Below are 15,814 nucleotides of genomic sequence, written 5' to 3'. Positions count from 1 at the left end.
GCAGTGAGGATCAGCAGCTCCATCGCCTTCGAAATCGGTTGCGGGACTAATTGATCGTAGCTATTCGCGCGGGCTTTGACAGAACAGGCTTGCCTGCCAGTCGTTTCCAGAGGGCAGGTCAAGCGTCGGCGATGAGTGAGGCGATGTCCTCGAGCGGTCGCCCGCTGAAATCATTCGGGAGCTCACCTATGATCTTTCCCTTCAGGTCGCCGTGGAAATGCTTGCGCATCTTACCTAGGGTCCTTTGGTCGGAGACAACGACCAGGTGTTCTATGATCCCGTCCAAGCAGAGCTTGTTCAGGAATGCGGCCGTGATCGCCGCGAAGTCGTCTTCGACGAGCCGCCTGCCCTGGAAGTTGACAACGCCGACGTGAGCCCGTGCACTCGAGCTGGTGGGGAACCGGACAGGCGAAGCCGCCGTAATCTCGACCAAGTGTACCCCGGGTTTCACGCCTGTATTGTGGAACATGCGAATCGTCTTGCCGTCAGCGACTGCTACTGTCGTACCGATAGGTAGAATCATCGAAAGATCTCCTCTTCAGGATGCGACAGCTACGACACTTGCTTGCCCGACAAGTGGTCTGTATTGCGGTCGACCGGACGGTCGAGACGACCAAGCGGATCACGGGCTTACTTGTCGAAGTGGTCTCCAGAGTTGTTCGCCGGCCAAGAGGGCGTCATGGCCGTTGCTGGGCTTACAACGTAAAATACTCCGCCGTTGGATGACGGCCTGTACGCGATCTCCGTGCCGAAGATAGCGCCTTGGAGCGGAGCTGTGTGCACGCGCGGGAGGAAGAGACGTACCTGCGTGCCGGCACCCCGCTCGCTCTTAATACAGATCGTGCCGCCCCGTCCTTCAGCGAAGCGCCGGATCTGGGTGAGCCCGCGGCCCGTGCCGCCTTCGGCCTCTGTCGTGAAATACGGGGCCGGCAAGAGGGCCTTCTCGGGCGTGCCGTCACCGTCGCCGGCGACGACGATCTCGACGAATCTCCAGGCCGCGTCGGCGGAGGGCTCGACGTTATGTGCCGTGACCGATATCGTGCCGCCCCTTGGCATGGCATTGGCCGAGTTTCGGCAAAGATCCAGCAAAGCGAAGTACAGCTCCTCCGGGTCGGCATTGAAGGCCCACAAGTCAGGGGCGATGTCGATGCGGACCGCGATGTCCGCGGGCAACGTCCAGTAAAGCGTGCCTGCGATCGCTGCGAGGCGAATGCCTGAGACAAACCCGTCGATCGGCTTCGGGCATGGTTGCTCGGCGTCGAGCGGCCGGCTGGACAACGCGCCTTGTGCAATCTCCTCCTGCATTTTGCCAAGAACGGCCTTTCGGTGTGCGGCGTCGCTCTGGCCCTCCAGTAGCAACGAGCCGCTGTCGATCACGACAAGGAGGTTGTTGATGTTGTGGACCAGGAGCTGCGTCGGCTCCGTTATGGCGCGCATCCCATTTCGCCTGCGAGGAGCGACCACACCGCGCGCGTCGGAGGTCGCGCCGGTATGGCATAAAATCCCGGACACCTCGCCATCGGACCCGACGAGCGGGATCTCCACGTACTTGGAGGCGATGAGACCGCAACCGCAGTCACGGGTGCCTCGCACCCTTGCGCTAAACGCACACTCCACTCCGAGCGCGACGCCAGCGCTGTCCACGAGCACGACCACATCCTCTAGCGGCGGGACTTCGACAGAGCTGGGCAATGAAACGCCGATTGTCTCTTTGATCTGCATATCGGACCTCTGACCTGCGATCTTTCAGGGGAACAGCGACTTGCCCGTCTGGACGCGAACTTCATGCCTGGAGACTGAGCTCATGACGGACGAAAGGAAAATCACCTCTCGCCATGAAGTCGATAGCCGAGCGTTATCGGATTGACTGAAAGGCCGGTGACTAGCTGCAGCGGAGGCGCGCCGGTTACCCAGCGAGACTTGCCGAGCGGAACTCCTTGCGACGCCCAATCGGCGTGCGGTGACCTCATGGGCGAGACAGGTTGCTGAAGCAGCCGCTTGGTGCACGCCGGCCCGATGCTGAACGCCTGCGGCCATCATAACGCCCGGCTATCGACTTTATGGCGTGACGTCACTTCCCATTCGCCGCAGGCAATTCGATGCTTCAACCATATTGCGCTTGGCCGGCGCGTAACATCGAGATCGGGTACGTCGAAGCGTTCCAGGAGCCAGATACGATCATGTTTTCTGTGATTTTCGAGATCCGCCCGAATGATGGGAATTGGGATGAATACCTTGACAATGCCAAGATGCTGTGCCCCGAACTGCAGCGCGTCCAGGGCTTCGTCGACAACATCGGCTACAAGAGCCTGATCCGCGACGGGTGGTTCCTTTCGCTTTCGAGCTGGCGGGACGAGAAGTCACTTGTCCGCTGGCGGACCAACATGCGCCACCGCGAAGTCCAGCAGAAGAGCCGCGACGAAATCCTCGCGGACTACCACTTGCGCGTTGGTGAGATCACAGCCGACAACCAGTTGCCTGCGGGATACGTTCTGACCGAGCAGCGGCTCGACGAGACTGAGGTCGGGGAGGGAACGACGGTCACGCTGATCAACGCGACTCGCCCCGCGGAATGGAAGCGGACCGACAACCCGTACGACTGCGCCGAATGGCTCGGACTGAACCCTTGGGCTGCCGACTGTATGTCCTGGGACATCTTCGATGCGGTGCTGACGCCCGGCGACCTGATTCTGCTCATATGCTGGAAGGACGCCGCTGCAGCGCGGGCCTATGAGGATGCTTTCGCGCCGATCGACAAGGCAAGAGTCCGAAGGGTCCGGATTATTCGCGACTATGGGAAATACGACCGTCGCGAGGCGCCGCAATACTACGCAGATACCAAGGGCGGTGAGACCCTTCTGACGCGCTCCGTCGCGAAGGCGCCGTCAAGACCGGGTCCCCGCTTGGGATGGCGCCAGCCCGCCAGGCGGAGCTTCCCGGGACGCTGGCTCGCCTTGGGGACGTCCTGTTCTCGGCCGACTTCGCAGAGCGAGCCTCGGCTCTCAGAAGCTCCTGAAAGCGTGTCCGTGCGTCCAAATCAATAGGACAGGCCGTTTCAATGTGCGCATGCAAGTTGCATCTACGCCCTATGATTTGACGTGCCCGCCACGTCGTGGAGAAGGCCCGTCAGTATCGACAGCCGCACCTTGATAGAGAACGCACCCCATGGAGCTTCATCAAGTTCGCTATTTCCTCGCCGTCGCATCCACGCTCAACTTCACCCGCGCGGCCGAGCAGTGCAATGTCACGCAGCCCGCCCTAACCAAGGGGGTGCAGAAGCTCGAGCAGGAACTCGGCGGCCAGTTGATTTACCGCGAGCGTCAGCTGACGCAGCTCACCGATCTAGGAAAGGAAGTCCTTCCGATGCTGGAGCGGACGCTGGCCTCGGCAGAGGCCGTGCGTCGCCGAGCCCAGGAGTTCCAGCGCAAGGACGTCGCGCCACTGAAGATCGGCCTCGCCCCGTCTATTTCGGCCTCGCTTGTCGTCGATCCGATCGCGGAGATTGCGAAGTTCGTTCCCGGCCTCCACGTCGAGCTGCGCGAGGTCGCGACTGACAAGCTCGTCGACCTCTTGCTTGAGGGGGAGATCAGCGCGGCAATGGTCGGGGACGTGCAGGACGTGCCCGATCGTATCGACGGTTGGTCGCTGTTCGAGGAGCGCTACGTCGCGGTCCTTGCGCCGACACATCGACTGGCAAACCGTCCTTCGATCGGCATCGACGACCTCCGTGAGACCATCTTGCTGGAACGCGCCGACTGTGACGTAGCCGTGAAGATCCGGCAGTCCTATTTCCCTGAGGAACCGCCCCAACTTGGCCATTGCAGCGGTCACGACCTGCACCTTCAGCACATGGCCGCCGCCGGCTTTGGCGTGATCCTCGCGCCCGAGCACATGCCTCGCCTTCCAGCGCTCAAGACCATACCGCTCGAAGGCTCGCCGGTTTCGCGGGAGGTGCGGTTACTGGCCGTGCAGGGGCGCCGCTACTCGCCGGCGCTTGACGCTTTCGTCAAGGTCGCGCGCCTTCGCGACTGGTCATTCGAAGTCACCGACCGGGCCGGACCGAACGCAACGGTTTCGGATGTGACGAGAGCGTCCGCATGACCCACACACGCACCCAGTCGACAAACCACTTCCAACCCGTCGATCCTCAGCTTGACAACTCCCTGCCGATGCTAAGCCAAACCGACAAGACACTCGCCCGGATGCGCACCGAGTTGCTGACGACGTTCAGCGCCGCGGATTGGGAGTCATACAACCACCTCGTGGGCTGGCTCCGCGATACAGACGTGGCATCGCACGCGTTGAAGGTCGGAGACGACGCGCCGGATTTCCTTTTGCCGGACGCTGATGGCCGTCTTCACTCTTCTGAAGAGCTGCGCCGAAACGGACCCCTCGTCCTGAGCTTCTTCCGGGGCGGCTGGTGCCCGTTCTGCACCGCTGAGCTCTGTGCCCTCCAGGCCGCGAAGGATGAGTTCGAGAGCATCGGCGCGACCCTCGCGGTCGTGACGCCCGAGACGAGGGACTTTCCGCGGCAACTCAAGCGAAACCTGGGCTTGGACCTGAAAGTACTCTCCGACGTCGACTACGGCGTTGCCATGTCGTATGGCGTCCTGTTCCGGGTGCCCGACGAGACCAAGGCACACTATTCCGGCTTAGGGTTCGACTTCGGCGCACGGCACGGGTCATCAACGTGGATGTTGCCGATTCCCGCGACCTACGTGATCGACGCGGAAGGCCGGATCCGCAGCGCATTCGTCGAGCCTGACTTCACAATACGGGAAGATCCGGCGCAAATCCTGGCTTCGCTGCGCCGGGCCGCTTCGACATCCAGGTGAAGGGGGCCGAAGGTGGACAGTGACCTCCGGGACAATCCGGCAATGAGCCGGTTTGAAATGCCCCTCGGCGGCGGCTTGCTCGCAGTCGCCTACTACAAGATCGAAGACGGACGCGTCGTCCTGCTTCACACGGAGGTGCCGCAAGAGCTATCTGGCCAGGGGTACGGGTCGAGGCTGGCGCATGGCGTGTTCGAAGCCTTGCGAAGCCGCGGGAAAAGAGTGATCGCAAAGTGCCCCTTCATGTCGTTCTACGCGTCTCGGCATTCCGAGTACGGCGCACTCCTCGACGGCTGATCGTGGACGGATGGGACGCCACCGCGCAGCGCTCTTGGGCGACAATACCTTGCGCCTATCGAATACATGTCCAAAGGGAATTTCTAATTTTGTCGGCTGCGTCCGATCTTTGAGGCTGGCTAGCCAAGCGCATGCGGTCGGCTCCGCGGCGATTGAACCAGTGATTGAAACCGCGCCAAGTCAGCACGCCGCGCGGACGGCAAAGGAGACCGTCAATGAAATTCTCGAAGACTGTCGGATTGGCTGTCGCCGTCTCGCTGGTCGCCGGCACCGTGACGGCGCTCGCGCAGATCAGCGGAGCTGGGCCGGTCGGCCCGGCCGCGGACGTGGTGGATGCCGCAGGGCACCTGCGCGTGCCGGCGGACTACCGAACCCTCTACCAAGCGCTCGGCAGCTGGGCAATTGCCGCCGACAGCGGCCAGGGCTCGAAAGAAGTTCACGCCGTCTATGCATCCCCGGGTGCGATCGACGCCTATCGGAAGACGGGCCACTTCCCGGATGGTGCCGTTCTGGTGAAAGAGGTATTCGCGACTTCAACGAACGAGATGACCACGGGTACGGTGAGCCACGCCGACAAGCTCCAGGGCTGGTTCGTGATGGTCAGGGACGGCAAGGGAACGCATCCGGGCAACCCATTGTGGGGCGACGGGTGGGGGTGGTCGTGGTTCGACGCCGATAAGCCGCTCAAGACCACCTCGACGGACTACCATTCCGATTGTCAGGGGTGCCACGTGCCGGCCCAGGCCACGGACTGGATTTACGTGAATGGATACCCCGTCCTGCGTCACTAGACGACCGTATGCGTAGACCTCCGCCCGCCGCGGCATCGCTGAATTCAATGTCGAATTCCGTGCGCTTGTGCGCCAAGGCGGAAGGTCAAGCACGAATGAGCGAACGGAGTTCGGCGTGTCCTTCTCAGTGTATGACGTCACGGTCCCTGTCATGCTGCACGGACTGAACGTGATGGCCGACTATCTCGACCACGCCCAGGCGCTGGAGCGAGTCGGCGGTGTTGAACCCGGAAGGATCCTTGGCGAGCGGCTTGCGCCCGATATGCTAACTTTCGGAGAGCAGTTCCTCGTAAATTGCAACAAAGTCCATGCGCACATGGCGAAGCTGATGCAGCGCGACGCGCCAGCACGCCGTACCACCCCCATGATGTATCCGGCATTGAAGGCGCGTCTCCTCGAGACGCGCGACTTCCTGCAAAACATGCAGCCGGATGAGATTGCCGGCGCGCAGTCTCACACCTACGAGCTGACTCCGCCTATCGTGCGCGGGTGGTTCGGCGGCGACGACTATATCCGTCACCTGGTGCTGCCTGACTTCTTCTTTCACATCTCGATTGCGCACGCGATCCTTCGGTACGCCGGAGCAAAGATCGGGAAGCGCGACTACCTCGGCAATCTCAGTCAGCAGAGCGGCGGCGACTACTCGTGAAGGCAGGGCGCGGCACGGTGCTGAAGTCTTCAAAATCGCTATTCGCGGAGTTCGCATCCTGATGGGTGGTGTTGAATGCTGACGGCGTCGAAGCGCCGCTGGGCGATGCTCTGCATCTTGCTTGGACTTGGTCTGAGTTCCCTTGCAAGCGCGACCGTGAATATCGCGTTGCCTGATATCTCGCGTTCTTTCGCAAGTAGTGAAGCGGCGACCGTTTGGGTCGTGAATGCCTACCAGCTTTCGGCAACGGTCTGCCTGTTGCCCGTCGCAAGCCTGCTTGAATCGCTCGGTCTTAAGTCCGTCTACGCCGCCGGCCTCGCCATTTTTGTCCTCGCGTCGTTGGGTTGCGCTTTCGCTCCAACATTGCCGATGCTGGTGAGTGCGCGCTTGATCCAGGGTGTCGGAGCGGCCGCAGTTTCTGTGGCCGGCGTTGCTTTTGTACGCGTGATCTATCCGCATAGCATGGTCAGCAAGGGTTTCGCGTTGGTCGCGCTAGCGGTGGCGGTACCCGGAGCAGTGGGGCCGACCATCGCGGCGACGATACTTGCGGTGGCAAAATGGCCTTGGTTGTTTCTGGCGACTGTGCCATTCGGCCTCGCGGTACCACTGTTCATCGCTGTTGCACCACGAGATGTTCGGATTCCTCGCTCTCTTGATCTGATAGGGATTGCTCTCAATGCGTTGGCGTTCGGGTTGTTCGTTGCCGGTGTCGGCACGCTGGGTATTGGCGATGGGCGCATTGCGATGGGAGAGATGCTGGCCGGTCTTTTCTGCTTCGGCCTCTTCGTTCGACAACAGCTCTGGCATCCCCTGCCAATGCTGCCATTCGATCTTTTTCGTATACGTCCGTTTACTTTATCGGTCTGGACCTCTGTCTGCTCCTATGCCGCCCAAATTCTGGCTTACGTCTCTTTGCCGTTTCTGTTTGAGACGGAGCTCCATCTTTCGGCCGTGGAGACCGGCTTTCTCTTGACGCCTTGGCCGCTCATGACTGCCATTACGGCTCCAATCGCCGGCCGCTTGACAATCCGCTACGACGCCTCGATGATTAGCAGCATCGGTTTGGGGTTGTTGGCGGCTGGTTTGTTTCTGATGGTCTTCCTGCCGACAGTTCCGGCAAAGTGGGACGTCGTATGGCGGCTGGCGCTTTGCGGTGTCGGCTTTGGCCTTTTCCAGACCCCGAACAACACTGCGATGATGACGGCCGGACCCATAGGACGCAGTGGCGCCGCGAGTGGGATGAATGCCGCGGCTCGCTACATCGGATGGTCGCTTGGTTCCGCCTTGGTCTCGCTGATCTTCGGCTTGGGCGGACATCACGGCGTGGTCTTTTGCCTGGTGGCCGGAATGGTCTTCGCTCTGATGGGGGGCGCTGCCAGCAGCGCTCGCTGGTTCAGATAGCGGTCAAATGCGAAACCCCGGCTCTTTGTCGACGGCTGCGTGGCAATGTGCGCGCCGTCCCGGTCTGGGCTCCGGTACACACCGCGTACGAACCTACGCCTTAGGCGCCGGGATCACCGGCGCCGGCGCGCTCTCCTAGCGAAATGCGTGTCTCATCGTCAGCCGGTTACCATGGGACCGAATAGGTGTCTCTCTTTATCCTCGTTGCAGCAACAGGGTCGTCAGTTCGTTTGGCATGTCGAGCATCACATCGTGCCCACATGCAAACTCCTCGCGCCACCAGCGGCGTTCCCGCGCGAGGGCGTAAAAACCGTCGAAATATGGACTGTCATAGCCCCGCGCCCGGATGTATCCGATGTCTGGAACCTCGTCACAAGCGCCGCTGATCTGCGCTGGCACTTCAAAAGTGGACAACGGCTGCATCGTGCACTGTCGGTCCACCCAATCGGCGTCTGCGGCGTTCACCGCCAAGAACGACGCCGGGGGTGGTGGGAGCTTCCAGCCATCGCCGTTCGTCGCTGCGAGTGCTCGGAACTTGTTGCCCTTGTCAGGTACGTAATCGAAAAGAGCTTTGCCGTTATCTGGAACAAAGGCATCAAGATAGATCAATGAGCGAATGCGGTCCGACATCTGGTCGGCGACGTGACGCACGACAAATCCACCATAGGAATGTCCGACCAGGACAATGTCGCGCAGTTCTTCCCAAGTCATGAGGTTGGTGACATCCGCGATGTGGGTGCCGAGGCTGACCTCACGGCTCAAGAGATGCGACCGTTCTCCGAGACCTGTCAGCGTCGGCGTGAACACCCGGTGGCCTTTTGAGGCCAGCAGGCGGCGCACGCGGGTCCAGCACCAACTGCCGTGGAACGCACCGTGGATCAGAACGTAATCTGTCATTCTAAGCTTCTCCCGAACTCTCCACCTTCGCCGCAGCGAGCGTCGGCATTGCTGCAGCCGCAAAGGCGCCGCAGACCGAGGTCGCGGCGGCTACGAAAAGACCGACTTCGTAGCCGGACTCGAACGACGCGACACCGGCGGCCATTGCCGCGCCGGCAAGTTGCGCAATCCGGCTCGCAGCATTGTTGACGCCGGAGGCGAGCCCTTCGTCCGCCTGGTCAACGCTAGAGATGACGGACGCGGTAAGCGGCGCCACGAGCACGGCGAAGGACAGACCAAGCAGCGCCATCGGTATGATCACGGCAAGCATCAAGGCTTCATTCTGAGCAAGCGCCATCCAGACATAGGCCAGTGCAGCGCCTACCGGTCCCGCAATGAGCATGGGCCGTCCGCCAGTCCTGTCCGCCAAACCACCGAAGACATTCGACAACAGCCCGACGCCGAGCGTGAACGGCAGGAATGCAAGCCCGGCATCGGTCGATGACAGGGCGCGGCGGTCGATCAGGTCAAAAGGTAGCACGAAGAACATGATGGAAATCCCCGCATAGATCATCACGGTCGCGACGTTCAGTCCGAGGAAAGCGCGGTTCTCCACCAGACGGGGCGGCGTCATCGGGTCTGCGCTTCTGCGCTCCCAAATCGCGTAGACGGCGAGGCCGGCAATGCCGAGTCCGGTGGCGACCACGAGCGCCGTGGTCGTCCCACCGGAACCATCGGCGGCGACCCGAGCTTCACTGGGGCCGATCTGGCTGAGCGCCCAGGCCAGCGCGCCGAGCGCCGAAGCCAGGATCGCAGCGCCGATCACATCGAACTGGCGCGGAATGCGGCTATCTTTTGGCGCGAAGACCAGCAGAATTCCCACCGCTACGATCGCGAGTGGCGGGTTGATCCAGAACACGAATGGCCAGCCAAAGGCCTCGGTCAGCCAGCCGCCCAGGACGGGCCCCGCGGCGGTGGTGAGAGCCGATGCGGCGGCCCATACGCCGATCGCTTGGTTCCGCTCAGCGCGTGGATAGGTGGCCCCGATCAGGGCGAGGCTGGCGGGAGTAACGATCGCCGCGGCCGCTCCCTGAGCAACGCGGGCAGCGATCAACCAGACCGGCGAAGGCGCCAACGCGCAAGCGGCGGACGCCAGACCGAACAGGACGCAACCCAGCGCGAGCATGCGCGCCTTGCCATAGACATCCGCGAGTGCGCCGCCGATCAATGTCAGCGAGGCGAGCGCCAGCATATACCCGTTGAGAATCCATTGAACCGCAGCGATGTCCGCTCCGAAATCAGCGCGTAGTCTCGGTAACGCGACGGGCAGCGCTGTTCCATCGATGAACGCCATCGAAGACGCGAGCACACAGGCCGTGAGGACCATGCGCCGGCACCGAGGCGACGCCTCGCGCCCGAGTTCTCGGGGGCAGGGTTCAGCATCGATAGCGCCGCGGCTGCACGGTTCCACGATCGGCTGTGCCATACGTCGACCTCCGCGCACGTCGCCATTGGGGTTCATTTCCTTACCAAAGATTTGAGGTGGCGGACAAAGCCGAGCACATCATCGGGCATCAGACGGCCAATCGCGCGGGTCGAATAGACGGCCGTCACCACCCGGCCTTCTGGATTGAGGATGAAGCCGGTTGCCTGGAGACAGACAGGATCGTCATTGACGAAGGCGCCGGTGACCGCGGAAACGGCTCGCGCGTTGGCGCCGTAAGCGACGGGGAAGCCGAGCTTGTGCTGTTCGACGAGCATCTCCGATTTTTCGCGATCATCTACCGATACGGAGACGACTTTGATGCCTTCCGCAGCGAACTTGTCGGCCGCTCTCGCGAAAGCAGCAAGCTGGGCGTTGCAGTACGGGCACCAGGAACCGCGGTGAAACAAGACCACACCGAACCAACCGGCCAGATCGGCGGGCAAATGGATTTCGCCGCCGCTGACGCGAGCAAAGGTGAGAGCAGGAAAGACGTCGTTATTCTGCAGCATTACAATTGCACTCCGCGTTGGACATGTCTGGTGTTCGAGGCACTAAACAATCCCTCTTCTCAGCTCACTGAAAAATGTCCCACACCGTGACGGTCGAACCCCGGCGAGGGAAATCACGTCTCGCCATAGAATCGATAGACGATCGCTATCGCCGCTGCTGAGTGCAGCGATGCCGTCGCGACCTGCCAACCTGCCTTGATTTACGAATGGTGGAGAGGATCATCGTGGCGGCATTCCCCGCCGCTATCGAAACGATGCGTGCTGGCTATTGGAAAACTTCGTCCCGCGCTGCGAACAAATGGCTGCCACAGCTGCCGATGTCATTGAGAATGCCCAGGGAGGGCACCCGGGTGAATTCTGCGGGCATGAGATGTCGAACGGGTTTTCACCGCTGGGACACATCCAGAAGAGATAAGTACCCAAAGGGACAGTTCACATGAAGGCAATTGTCGTGACGGATCAGGCCGCGGGAACTGCCGGGATGAGGCTCGTAGAGCGGCCCGAACCACGCGCAGCGGTCAACGACGTCGTAGTTCGGGTTCGTGCGTCGGGATTCACCGCGGGTGAACTGACGTGGCCCTCGACGTGGACCGATCGCCTTGACCGCGATCGAACGCCGTCGATCCCCGGGCAGGAGCTGGCCGGAGTGGTCACTGCTCTCGGTTATGGCACGACGGGCCTGTCGGTGGGGCAGCGCGTGTTCGGACTCTCGGATTCGTATCGGGGCGGAACGCTGGCAGAGTATGTGGCTGTCGAGGCGCGCAACCTCGCGCCTCTGCCGAGCGACGTCGACTTCACGGTAGGCGCGAGCGTGGCGATGCCAGGTCTGACCGCGTGGCAGGGACTGTTCGTGCACGGACGCCTTCAGGCAGGACAGAGTATTCTCGTGCACGGCGCAGCCGGCGCAGTCGGATCGATGGCGACGCAACTCGCGCGGTCGGCCGGCGCCTACGTTATCGGGACCGGGCGTGCCGCCGATCGTCAGAAGGCGCTCGATTTCGGCGCGCACGAATTTATCGACCTTGAGAACGACGTCCTCGAAGACGCCGCCGGAGTCGATCTGGTGTTCGATGTCATCGGCGGCGACATAGGGACGCGTTCCGCTAGAGCGATCCGGCCTGGAGGAACACTGGTGACCATCGCCGGACCGACCGAGGCGCGGCCCGCCGACGGCCTGACGATTGACTTTGTCCTGATGTCCGATCGCGCTCAACTGGGTGAGATCGTCCAGCGAGTGCGGGACGGACGACTGCGGCCGAACATTGGCAAGATCGCGACCCTCGACGAGGCCGTCGCTGCATTCAATCCGACCAAGCGGATGAGCGGAAAGACGATCATCCGCGTTCGTCCGTAATGATCTGGGAAAAAGGGCACAGGGGGCCTGTCCATCCCTCACGTCACCTTGTGGATCGTGGCGATCTACCGCTTTCTTCACGTGCACGCCGGGGCTCGACCGTGGCCTCGCGCGTCCGGGGTGCAGCGCGGGTTGGAAGTGACGGCGGTTTTGAGGGTCTGCCTGGGATTGGTTCCATGTTGCGAGGAGTAATCCGCGAACGGACAAGACGGCTCGGCCTCGGGCTGCTGGCCAGTAGGTTTGCGCGCCGTGAGTCGCGCGACCTCACCTGAGGGATCAGGTCGTGAGCAGCACGTCCTTGACCCTTGCCGACCGTGGCCTGGCACTCTGCGAGCCTAAGGCCGCCGGCACACAGGACAGCACCAAGGTGCTCGCCGCGTCGAGTCTGGGTGGCTGCCTCGTATTCGTCAACAGTGCCGTCGTCACGGTCGCGCTTGCGGCGATCGGCCGAGACATGCGCCTGTCGCCGCTCGAGCTGCAGTGGGTGATGAATGCTGAGCTCCTGCCGCTCGCGGCGCTGACCTTGGTCGCCGGCGCTCTGGGTGACCGGTTCGGACAGAAGCGGATCTTTCTCGGGGGGATCGCGATTTACGGTCTGGGCGTGGCCGCGATTGGTCTTGCGCCGAGCTTCACGCCGCTCGTCGTCGGCCGCTTCCTGCAAGGCTTTGGCGAAGCTGTGATCCTGCCCAACGGCCTTTCCGTGCTCGGGCAGGCCTTTCCTGCCGACGAGAAAGCCAGTGCGGTCGGCATTTGGTCCGCGGCGGCGGCTGTCGCCAGCGGCGTCGCGCCTGCGATCGCCGGCGCGATCCTAGATCACGGGTCCTGGCGAACGACCTTTCTGATGCTGTTGCCCGTCGTCGTCGGTGCGTTGGCCGTCGGCGCCGCGTGGATACCCAAGGACACCCCGACTGGCCAAGCCCGGGTCGACGTCGGAGGCGCGATCCTCTCGACAATCGGGCTCGGTGGGCTTGGTGCGGGGCTGACCAGCCTAACCAACGATTCCGCGCTGAACATTGGGGTGGTCGTCACTCTGATCGTCGGTCTGGGTGGCTTAGCCGGCCTCATCGTCAGTCAACGGCGATCGGGTGACAAAGCGCTGCTGCCGCCGTCTCTCTTCGTCTCGCGGTCGGTCGTCGGTGCGAACCTGTTCACAGCGTTCCTCTATGGCGCATTCACTGTCACGCTAACCTTGATCCCGTTTGTGATGATCCGGGGTGCGCATCTGCCAACGCTGCTGGCGGGCTTGGCTTTCATTCCACTGCAAGTGTTGATTACGGTGATCTCGCCGCTTGCCGGCATGCTCTGCCGTCGGTTCGGCCGCCGCTTGCCATTGTTCGCCGGCGGCGCCGTCGCCGCCTTGGGATGCGCGACGGCGCTTCGTATCGGTCCGAACGCGACTTACTGGACGGATATCTTCCCCAGTATCCTGTTGCTGGCGCTGGGCATGAGCTTGGCGATCGCGCCGTTGACAACTCTGGTCCTCACCTCCGTTGAGCCCGATCGCGCCGGAACCGCGTCAGGCGTCAACGGTGCGGTCTCGCGCGCCGGGTCGCTCTTTGCCATTGCCCTACTCGGCGGCGTCCTGCAGCAGGGCGGTCCTCAGCTTTTCCAGGGATTTCACATGGCGATGGCTGTCGCCGCGGTCGCCTGCGTTCTCGCAACACTCGCAGTGTTCATTATCGAGCCGGGACCCCACGTCGACTTTATCCCGAGAGACTGATCCGTTCGGTCTCTGCAATCAGCAAACCAGCAAGGCCCGAAAGGGAACGCTGAAATACGAAGACCAACTTAAGGGCAGAAGGAGAAAGCTCATGAAAATCCGAACCATTATTGCCATCGTCTGCGCTACCTTCTCGATGGGCGGCCCCATCCACGCCCATGATAGCGAGGCGGAAACTGTCACAAAGAAATTCGAGGCGGCCATTCCCAACATCCTTGGCAAGTCGCTGGTCGTCGTGGAGGTCGATTACGCGCCGGGCGCGGCCTCTCCATCTCACACGCACGCGAAGTCGGCCTTCATCTACGCCTATGTGATCTCAGGAGCGATCGAATCGAAGGTGAATGACGGTGAGACGCGCATCTATCGGGCAGGCGAGGGCTGGTCGGAACCGCCGGGCGCCACTCATTCGATTAGCCGCAACGCGAGCAAGACGGAGCCGGCAAAGCTGCTCGCCGTCTTCGTCCTCGGCGTCGATGACAAGCAGCTGACGACGCCCGTCAAATAACCTGCTCGCTGCGCCAAGCAAGAATCCACAATGATGATATCGACCGCGAGTTTAGCGCGGCGGTCATCCGCCGCGTCACCGAAAGCGGAAATGTGCTTCACGCCAACAACAGCATCGACCCAGTTGAAAAAGCATCCGCCCGAGACGTCGTGACCGGATTATCCGCTGAAGTGAAGACACTACCGAGCCGCTAGCTAGTTATACGACGCGCGCGGATCTGCACTCTTTGAAGAGATACGAGGCTGGATGAGTAGAACCTGGCCCGAGCCGAAATGTCGATCCTGCGAGAGCGGCAGAGTGACATTGCCGATTTTGTACAGCCTGGCGCGATCGAGTATGGTGCGGGAGCTGGCATTAAAACGGAGTTTGTGCTGGCGGGACCGCGTGATCCGCGGGGCTACGTGCCGATCGACATCGCCGACGCTTTCCTCGAAGAAACATCGAAGAGGATCGCTTCACGCTTCCCGTTGCTCTGGGTCCGCCCCATCGAGCGCAATTTCCCTCGGAGCAGAGTTTCGCGGGGCTTGCCCGCTCCGGCGGATGGAAGGTTGCCGAAGATTGGCAGGATGCGGACGGGCTATTCGGCCTGTTCGGCTTGATTCGCGAATGAACAATCACGTTTAGTCGTCGTTCCAGGCCGGCCTCATGGCCATATATTCTGGGCCGCAAGCTCGACCAAGAAACGTTGCCGGAACGCGAAGCACGTTCGAGATAGTTCCGCACGTGCTCGCTGGTATCGTTAATGAACAAGTGGCTTTTGGGCTCACGCTCGCGTCAATCAAAGCTCCAAGAAACCCTTGGCAGTGGCCGTTGCGACTGGACCGAGCTCAGATCGCGCCAGCCGGCGCAACAACGGGAAAGTCCTTCTCCGGATCGAAGACATTATTGAAAAAATTCGTCAGAGAGTACATCGCAACCAGCGCGACGATCTCCATGACGTTCGCATCCGTGTAGCCCGCGTCTCGGACGGCCTTCAGATCGGCGTCGCTGACCTTGCCCCGGGCCACGATGACTTTGCGCGCAAATTGAATGGCGGCATCCCGCTTGGGGTCGCTGGCATGGCCCATCCGGGCGAGAATGATTTCATTCGCCGGCAACTTGGCCATATGCTCTGCCGTGAAGCTGTGAACCGTGAGGCAATAGTCGCAGCCATTCACTTCGGAGACCGCGAGGCCGATGCTGTCACGCGTTTTCACGTCCAGCGCCTTGCTTAACGACCCGAGCAGGGTTGCCCATGAATTGAACGCGATCGGACTTGCCGCGAAGGTGGACATCATGTTTGGCGTAAACCCGATGTTCTTGGTGAACATATCGAGGGTCGGTTTCGAGTCGGCGGGCACTCGTTCCGGCTTTAAAGCGGCAGTTCTTGGCATGATAGGCTCCGTAAGTTGCTG

General features: G+C 61.7%; 17 protein-coding genes. 11 read left to right on the top strand and 6 right to left on the bottom strand.

Features of this window, described 5'->3' with window-relative positions; translation table 11 throughout:
* Positions 1 to 118: 118 nt before the first annotated feature.
* Together ACVMDN_RS33805 and ACVMDN_RS33800 are read right to left on the bottom strand one after the other, a co-directional pair.
* Positions 119 to 523: a baeRF12 domain-containing protein gene (locus ACVMDN_RS33805; protein ID WP_076824855.1), complete on the bottom strand. Its 405-nt coding sequence runs from the start codon at positions 521 to 523 to the stop codon at positions 119 to 121.
* Positions 524 to 630: 107 nt separating this feature from the next.
* Positions 631 to 1,722, bottom strand: a complete 1,092-nt coding sequence (locus tag ACVMDN_RS33800; RefSeq protein ID WP_310885531.1) for an ATP-binding protein — start codon at positions 1,720 to 1,722, stop codon at positions 631 to 633.
* A 458-nt stretch (positions 1,723 to 2,180) separates the two neighbouring features.
* Between ACVMDN_RS33800 and ACVMDN_RS33795 the strand changes: the two genes are divergently transcribed.
* From ACVMDN_RS33795 to ACVMDN_RS33765, 7 genes are all read left to right on the top strand, one after another.
* The gene (locus ACVMDN_RS33795; RefSeq protein WP_456834689.1) at positions 2,181 to 3,044 is read left to right on the top strand and encodes an antibiotic biosynthesis monooxygenase family protein; all 864 of its coding nucleotides are present in this window, start codon (positions 2,181 to 2,183) and stop codon (positions 3,042 to 3,044) included.
* 121 nt (positions 3,045 to 3,165) lie between these two features.
* Positions 3,166 to 4,101: a LysR family transcriptional regulator gene (locus tag ACVMDN_RS33790; protein ID WP_057015983.1), complete on the top strand. Its 936-nt coding sequence runs from the start codon at positions 3,166 to 3,168 to the stop codon at positions 4,099 to 4,101.
* Positions 4,098 to 4,835, top strand: coding sequence for a peroxiredoxin-like family protein (locus tag ACVMDN_RS33785; protein WP_057016341.1), 738 nt, complete (start codon positions 4,098 to 4,100; stop codon positions 4,833 to 4,835). Before ACVMDN_RS33790 ends, ACVMDN_RS33785 begins: the two co-directional genes overlap by 4 nt.
* Before the next feature lie 42 nt (positions 4,836 to 4,877).
* Positions 4,878 to 5,129 carry a GNAT family N-acetyltransferase gene (locus ACVMDN_RS33780; RefSeq protein WP_057016340.1) on the top strand — a complete coding sequence of 84 codons (252 nt, stop codon included), beginning with the start codon at positions 4,878 to 4,880 and terminating at the stop codon, positions 5,127 to 5,129.
* A gap of 215 nt (positions 5,130 to 5,344) precedes the next feature.
* Positions 5,345 to 5,920 carry a cytochrome P460 family protein gene (locus ACVMDN_RS33775; RefSeq protein ID WP_076825104.1) on the top strand — a complete coding sequence of 192 codons (576 nt, stop codon included), beginning with the start codon at positions 5,345 to 5,347 and terminating at the stop codon, positions 5,918 to 5,920.
* Between the two features lie 115 nt (positions 5,921 to 6,035).
* On the top strand, positions 6,036 to 6,569 hold the full coding sequence (locus ACVMDN_RS33770) for a DUF1993 domain-containing protein (RefSeq protein ID WP_063790068.1): 534 nt from the start codon (positions 6,036 to 6,038) through the stop codon (positions 6,567 to 6,569).
* A gap of 75 nt (positions 6,570 to 6,644) precedes the next feature.
* On the top strand, positions 6,645 to 7,970 hold the full coding sequence (locus tag ACVMDN_RS33765; protein ID WP_310885532.1) for an MFS transporter: 1,326 nt from the start codon (positions 6,645 to 6,647) through the stop codon (positions 7,968 to 7,970).
* Between the two features lie 195 nt (positions 7,971 to 8,165).
* Here the strand turns inward: ACVMDN_RS33765 and ACVMDN_RS33760 are convergent, their stop codons facing one another.
* From ACVMDN_RS33760 to ACVMDN_RS33750, 3 genes are all read right to left on the bottom strand, one after another.
* Positions 8,166 to 8,867, bottom strand: coding sequence for an alpha/beta fold hydrolase (locus tag ACVMDN_RS33760; RefSeq protein ID WP_076825100.1), 702 nt, complete (start codon positions 8,865 to 8,867; stop codon positions 8,166 to 8,168).
* Position 8,868: 1 nt separating this feature from the next.
* Positions 8,869 to 10,233 carry an MFS transporter gene (locus ACVMDN_RS33755; RefSeq protein WP_076825098.1) on the bottom strand — a complete coding sequence of 455 codons (1,365 nt, stop codon included), beginning with the start codon at positions 10,231 to 10,233 and terminating at the stop codon, positions 8,869 to 8,871.
* Positions 10,234 to 10,364: 131 nt separating this feature from the next.
* Entirely contained in the window at positions 10,365 to 10,841 is a 477-nt protein-coding gene (locus ACVMDN_RS33750; RefSeq protein ID WP_076825096.1) for a redoxin domain-containing protein, read from the bottom strand.
* 436 nt (positions 10,842 to 11,277) lie between these two features.
* Between ACVMDN_RS33750 and ACVMDN_RS33745 the strand changes: the two genes are divergently transcribed.
* From ACVMDN_RS33745 to ACVMDN_RS33730, 4 genes are all read left to right on the top strand, one after another.
* Positions 11,278 to 12,195: an NADP-dependent oxidoreductase gene (locus tag ACVMDN_RS33745; protein WP_076825088.1), complete on the top strand. Its 918-nt coding sequence runs from the start codon at positions 11,278 to 11,280 to the stop codon at positions 12,193 to 12,195.
* 298 nt (positions 12,196 to 12,493) lie between these two features.
* Positions 12,494 to 13,915 carry an MFS transporter gene (locus tag ACVMDN_RS33740; RefSeq protein ID WP_158074161.1) on the top strand — a complete coding sequence of 474 codons (1,422 nt, stop codon included), beginning with the start codon at positions 12,494 to 12,496 and terminating at the stop codon, positions 13,913 to 13,915.
* A 91-nt stretch (positions 13,916 to 14,006) separates the two neighbouring features.
* Positions 14,007 to 14,420 carry a cupin domain-containing protein gene (locus ACVMDN_RS33735; protein WP_076825086.1) on the top strand — a complete coding sequence of 138 codons (414 nt, stop codon included), beginning with the start codon at positions 14,007 to 14,009 and terminating at the stop codon, positions 14,418 to 14,420.
* A 257-nt stretch (positions 14,421 to 14,677) separates the two neighbouring features.
* Positions 14,678 to 15,019: an L-histidine N(alpha)-methyltransferase gene (locus ACVMDN_RS33730; RefSeq protein WP_371852094.1), complete on the top strand. Its 342-nt coding sequence runs from the start codon at positions 14,678 to 14,680 to the stop codon at positions 15,017 to 15,019.
* A 228-nt stretch (positions 15,020 to 15,247) separates the two neighbouring features.
* Here ACVMDN_RS33730 and ACVMDN_RS33725 read toward each other — a convergent pair whose 3' ends face one another.
* Positions 15,248 to 15,793, bottom strand: a complete 546-nt coding sequence (locus tag ACVMDN_RS33725) for a carboxymuconolactone decarboxylase family protein (protein WP_057016329.1) — start codon at positions 15,791 to 15,793, stop codon at positions 15,248 to 15,250.
* Between the last annotated feature and the right edge of the window lie 21 nt (positions 15,794 to 15,814).

The organism is Bradyrhizobium sp. USDA 4510 (genome assembly GCF_054059095.1).
The sequence above is the reverse complement of the archived record's forward strand: the minus strand, read 5'-3'. Positions and strand labels throughout refer to the sequence as shown.

Coding starts and splice junctions, on each gene's coding strand:
- ACVMDN_RS33805 (WP_076824855.1), bottom strand. CDS start 523: ATGATTCTACCTATCGGTACGACAGTAGCAGTCGCTGACGGCAAGACG.
- ACVMDN_RS33800 (WP_310885531.1), bottom strand. CDS start 1,722: ATGCAGATCAAAGAGACAATCGGCGTTTCATTGCCCAGCTCTGTCGAA.
- ACVMDN_RS33795 (WP_456834689.1), top strand. CDS start 2,181: ATGTTTTCTGTGATTTTCGAGATCCGCCCGAATGATGGGAATTGGGAT.
- ACVMDN_RS33790 (WP_057015983.1), top strand. CDS start 3,166: ATGGAGCTTCATCAAGTTCGCTATTTCCTCGCCGTCGCATCCACGCTC.
- ACVMDN_RS33785 (WP_057016341.1), top strand. CDS start 4,098: ATGACCCACACACGCACCCAGTCGACAAACCACTTCCAACCCGTCGAT.
- ACVMDN_RS33780 (WP_057016340.1), top strand. CDS start 4,878: ATGAGCCGGTTTGAAATGCCCCTCGGCGGCGGCTTGCTCGCAGTCGCC.
- ACVMDN_RS33775 (WP_076825104.1), top strand. CDS start 5,345: ATGAAATTCTCGAAGACTGTCGGATTGGCTGTCGCCGTCTCGCTGGTC.
- ACVMDN_RS33765 (WP_310885532.1), top strand. CDS start 6,645: ATGCTGACGGCGTCGAAGCGCCGCTGGGCGATGCTCTGCATCTTGCTT.
- ACVMDN_RS33760 (WP_076825100.1), bottom strand. CDS start 8,867: ATGACAGATTACGTTCTGATCCACGGTGCGTTCCACGGCAGTTGGTGC.
- ACVMDN_RS33755 (WP_076825098.1), bottom strand. CDS start 10,233: ATGGTCCTCACGGCCTGTGTGCTCGCGTCTTCGATGGCGTTCATCGAT.
- ACVMDN_RS33750 (WP_076825096.1), bottom strand. CDS start 10,841: ATGCTGCAGAATAACGACGTCTTTCCTGCTCTCACCTTTGCTCGCGTC.
- ACVMDN_RS33745 (WP_076825088.1), top strand. CDS start 11,278: ATGAAGGCAATTGTCGTGACGGATCAGGCCGCGGGAACTGCCGGGATG.
- ACVMDN_RS33735 (WP_076825086.1), top strand. CDS start 14,007: ATGAAAATCCGAACCATTATTGCCATCGTCTGCGCTACCTTCTCGATG.
- ACVMDN_RS33725 (WP_057016329.1), bottom strand. CDS start 15,793: ATGCCAAGAACTGCCGCTTTAAAGCCGGAACGAGTGCCCGCCGACTCG.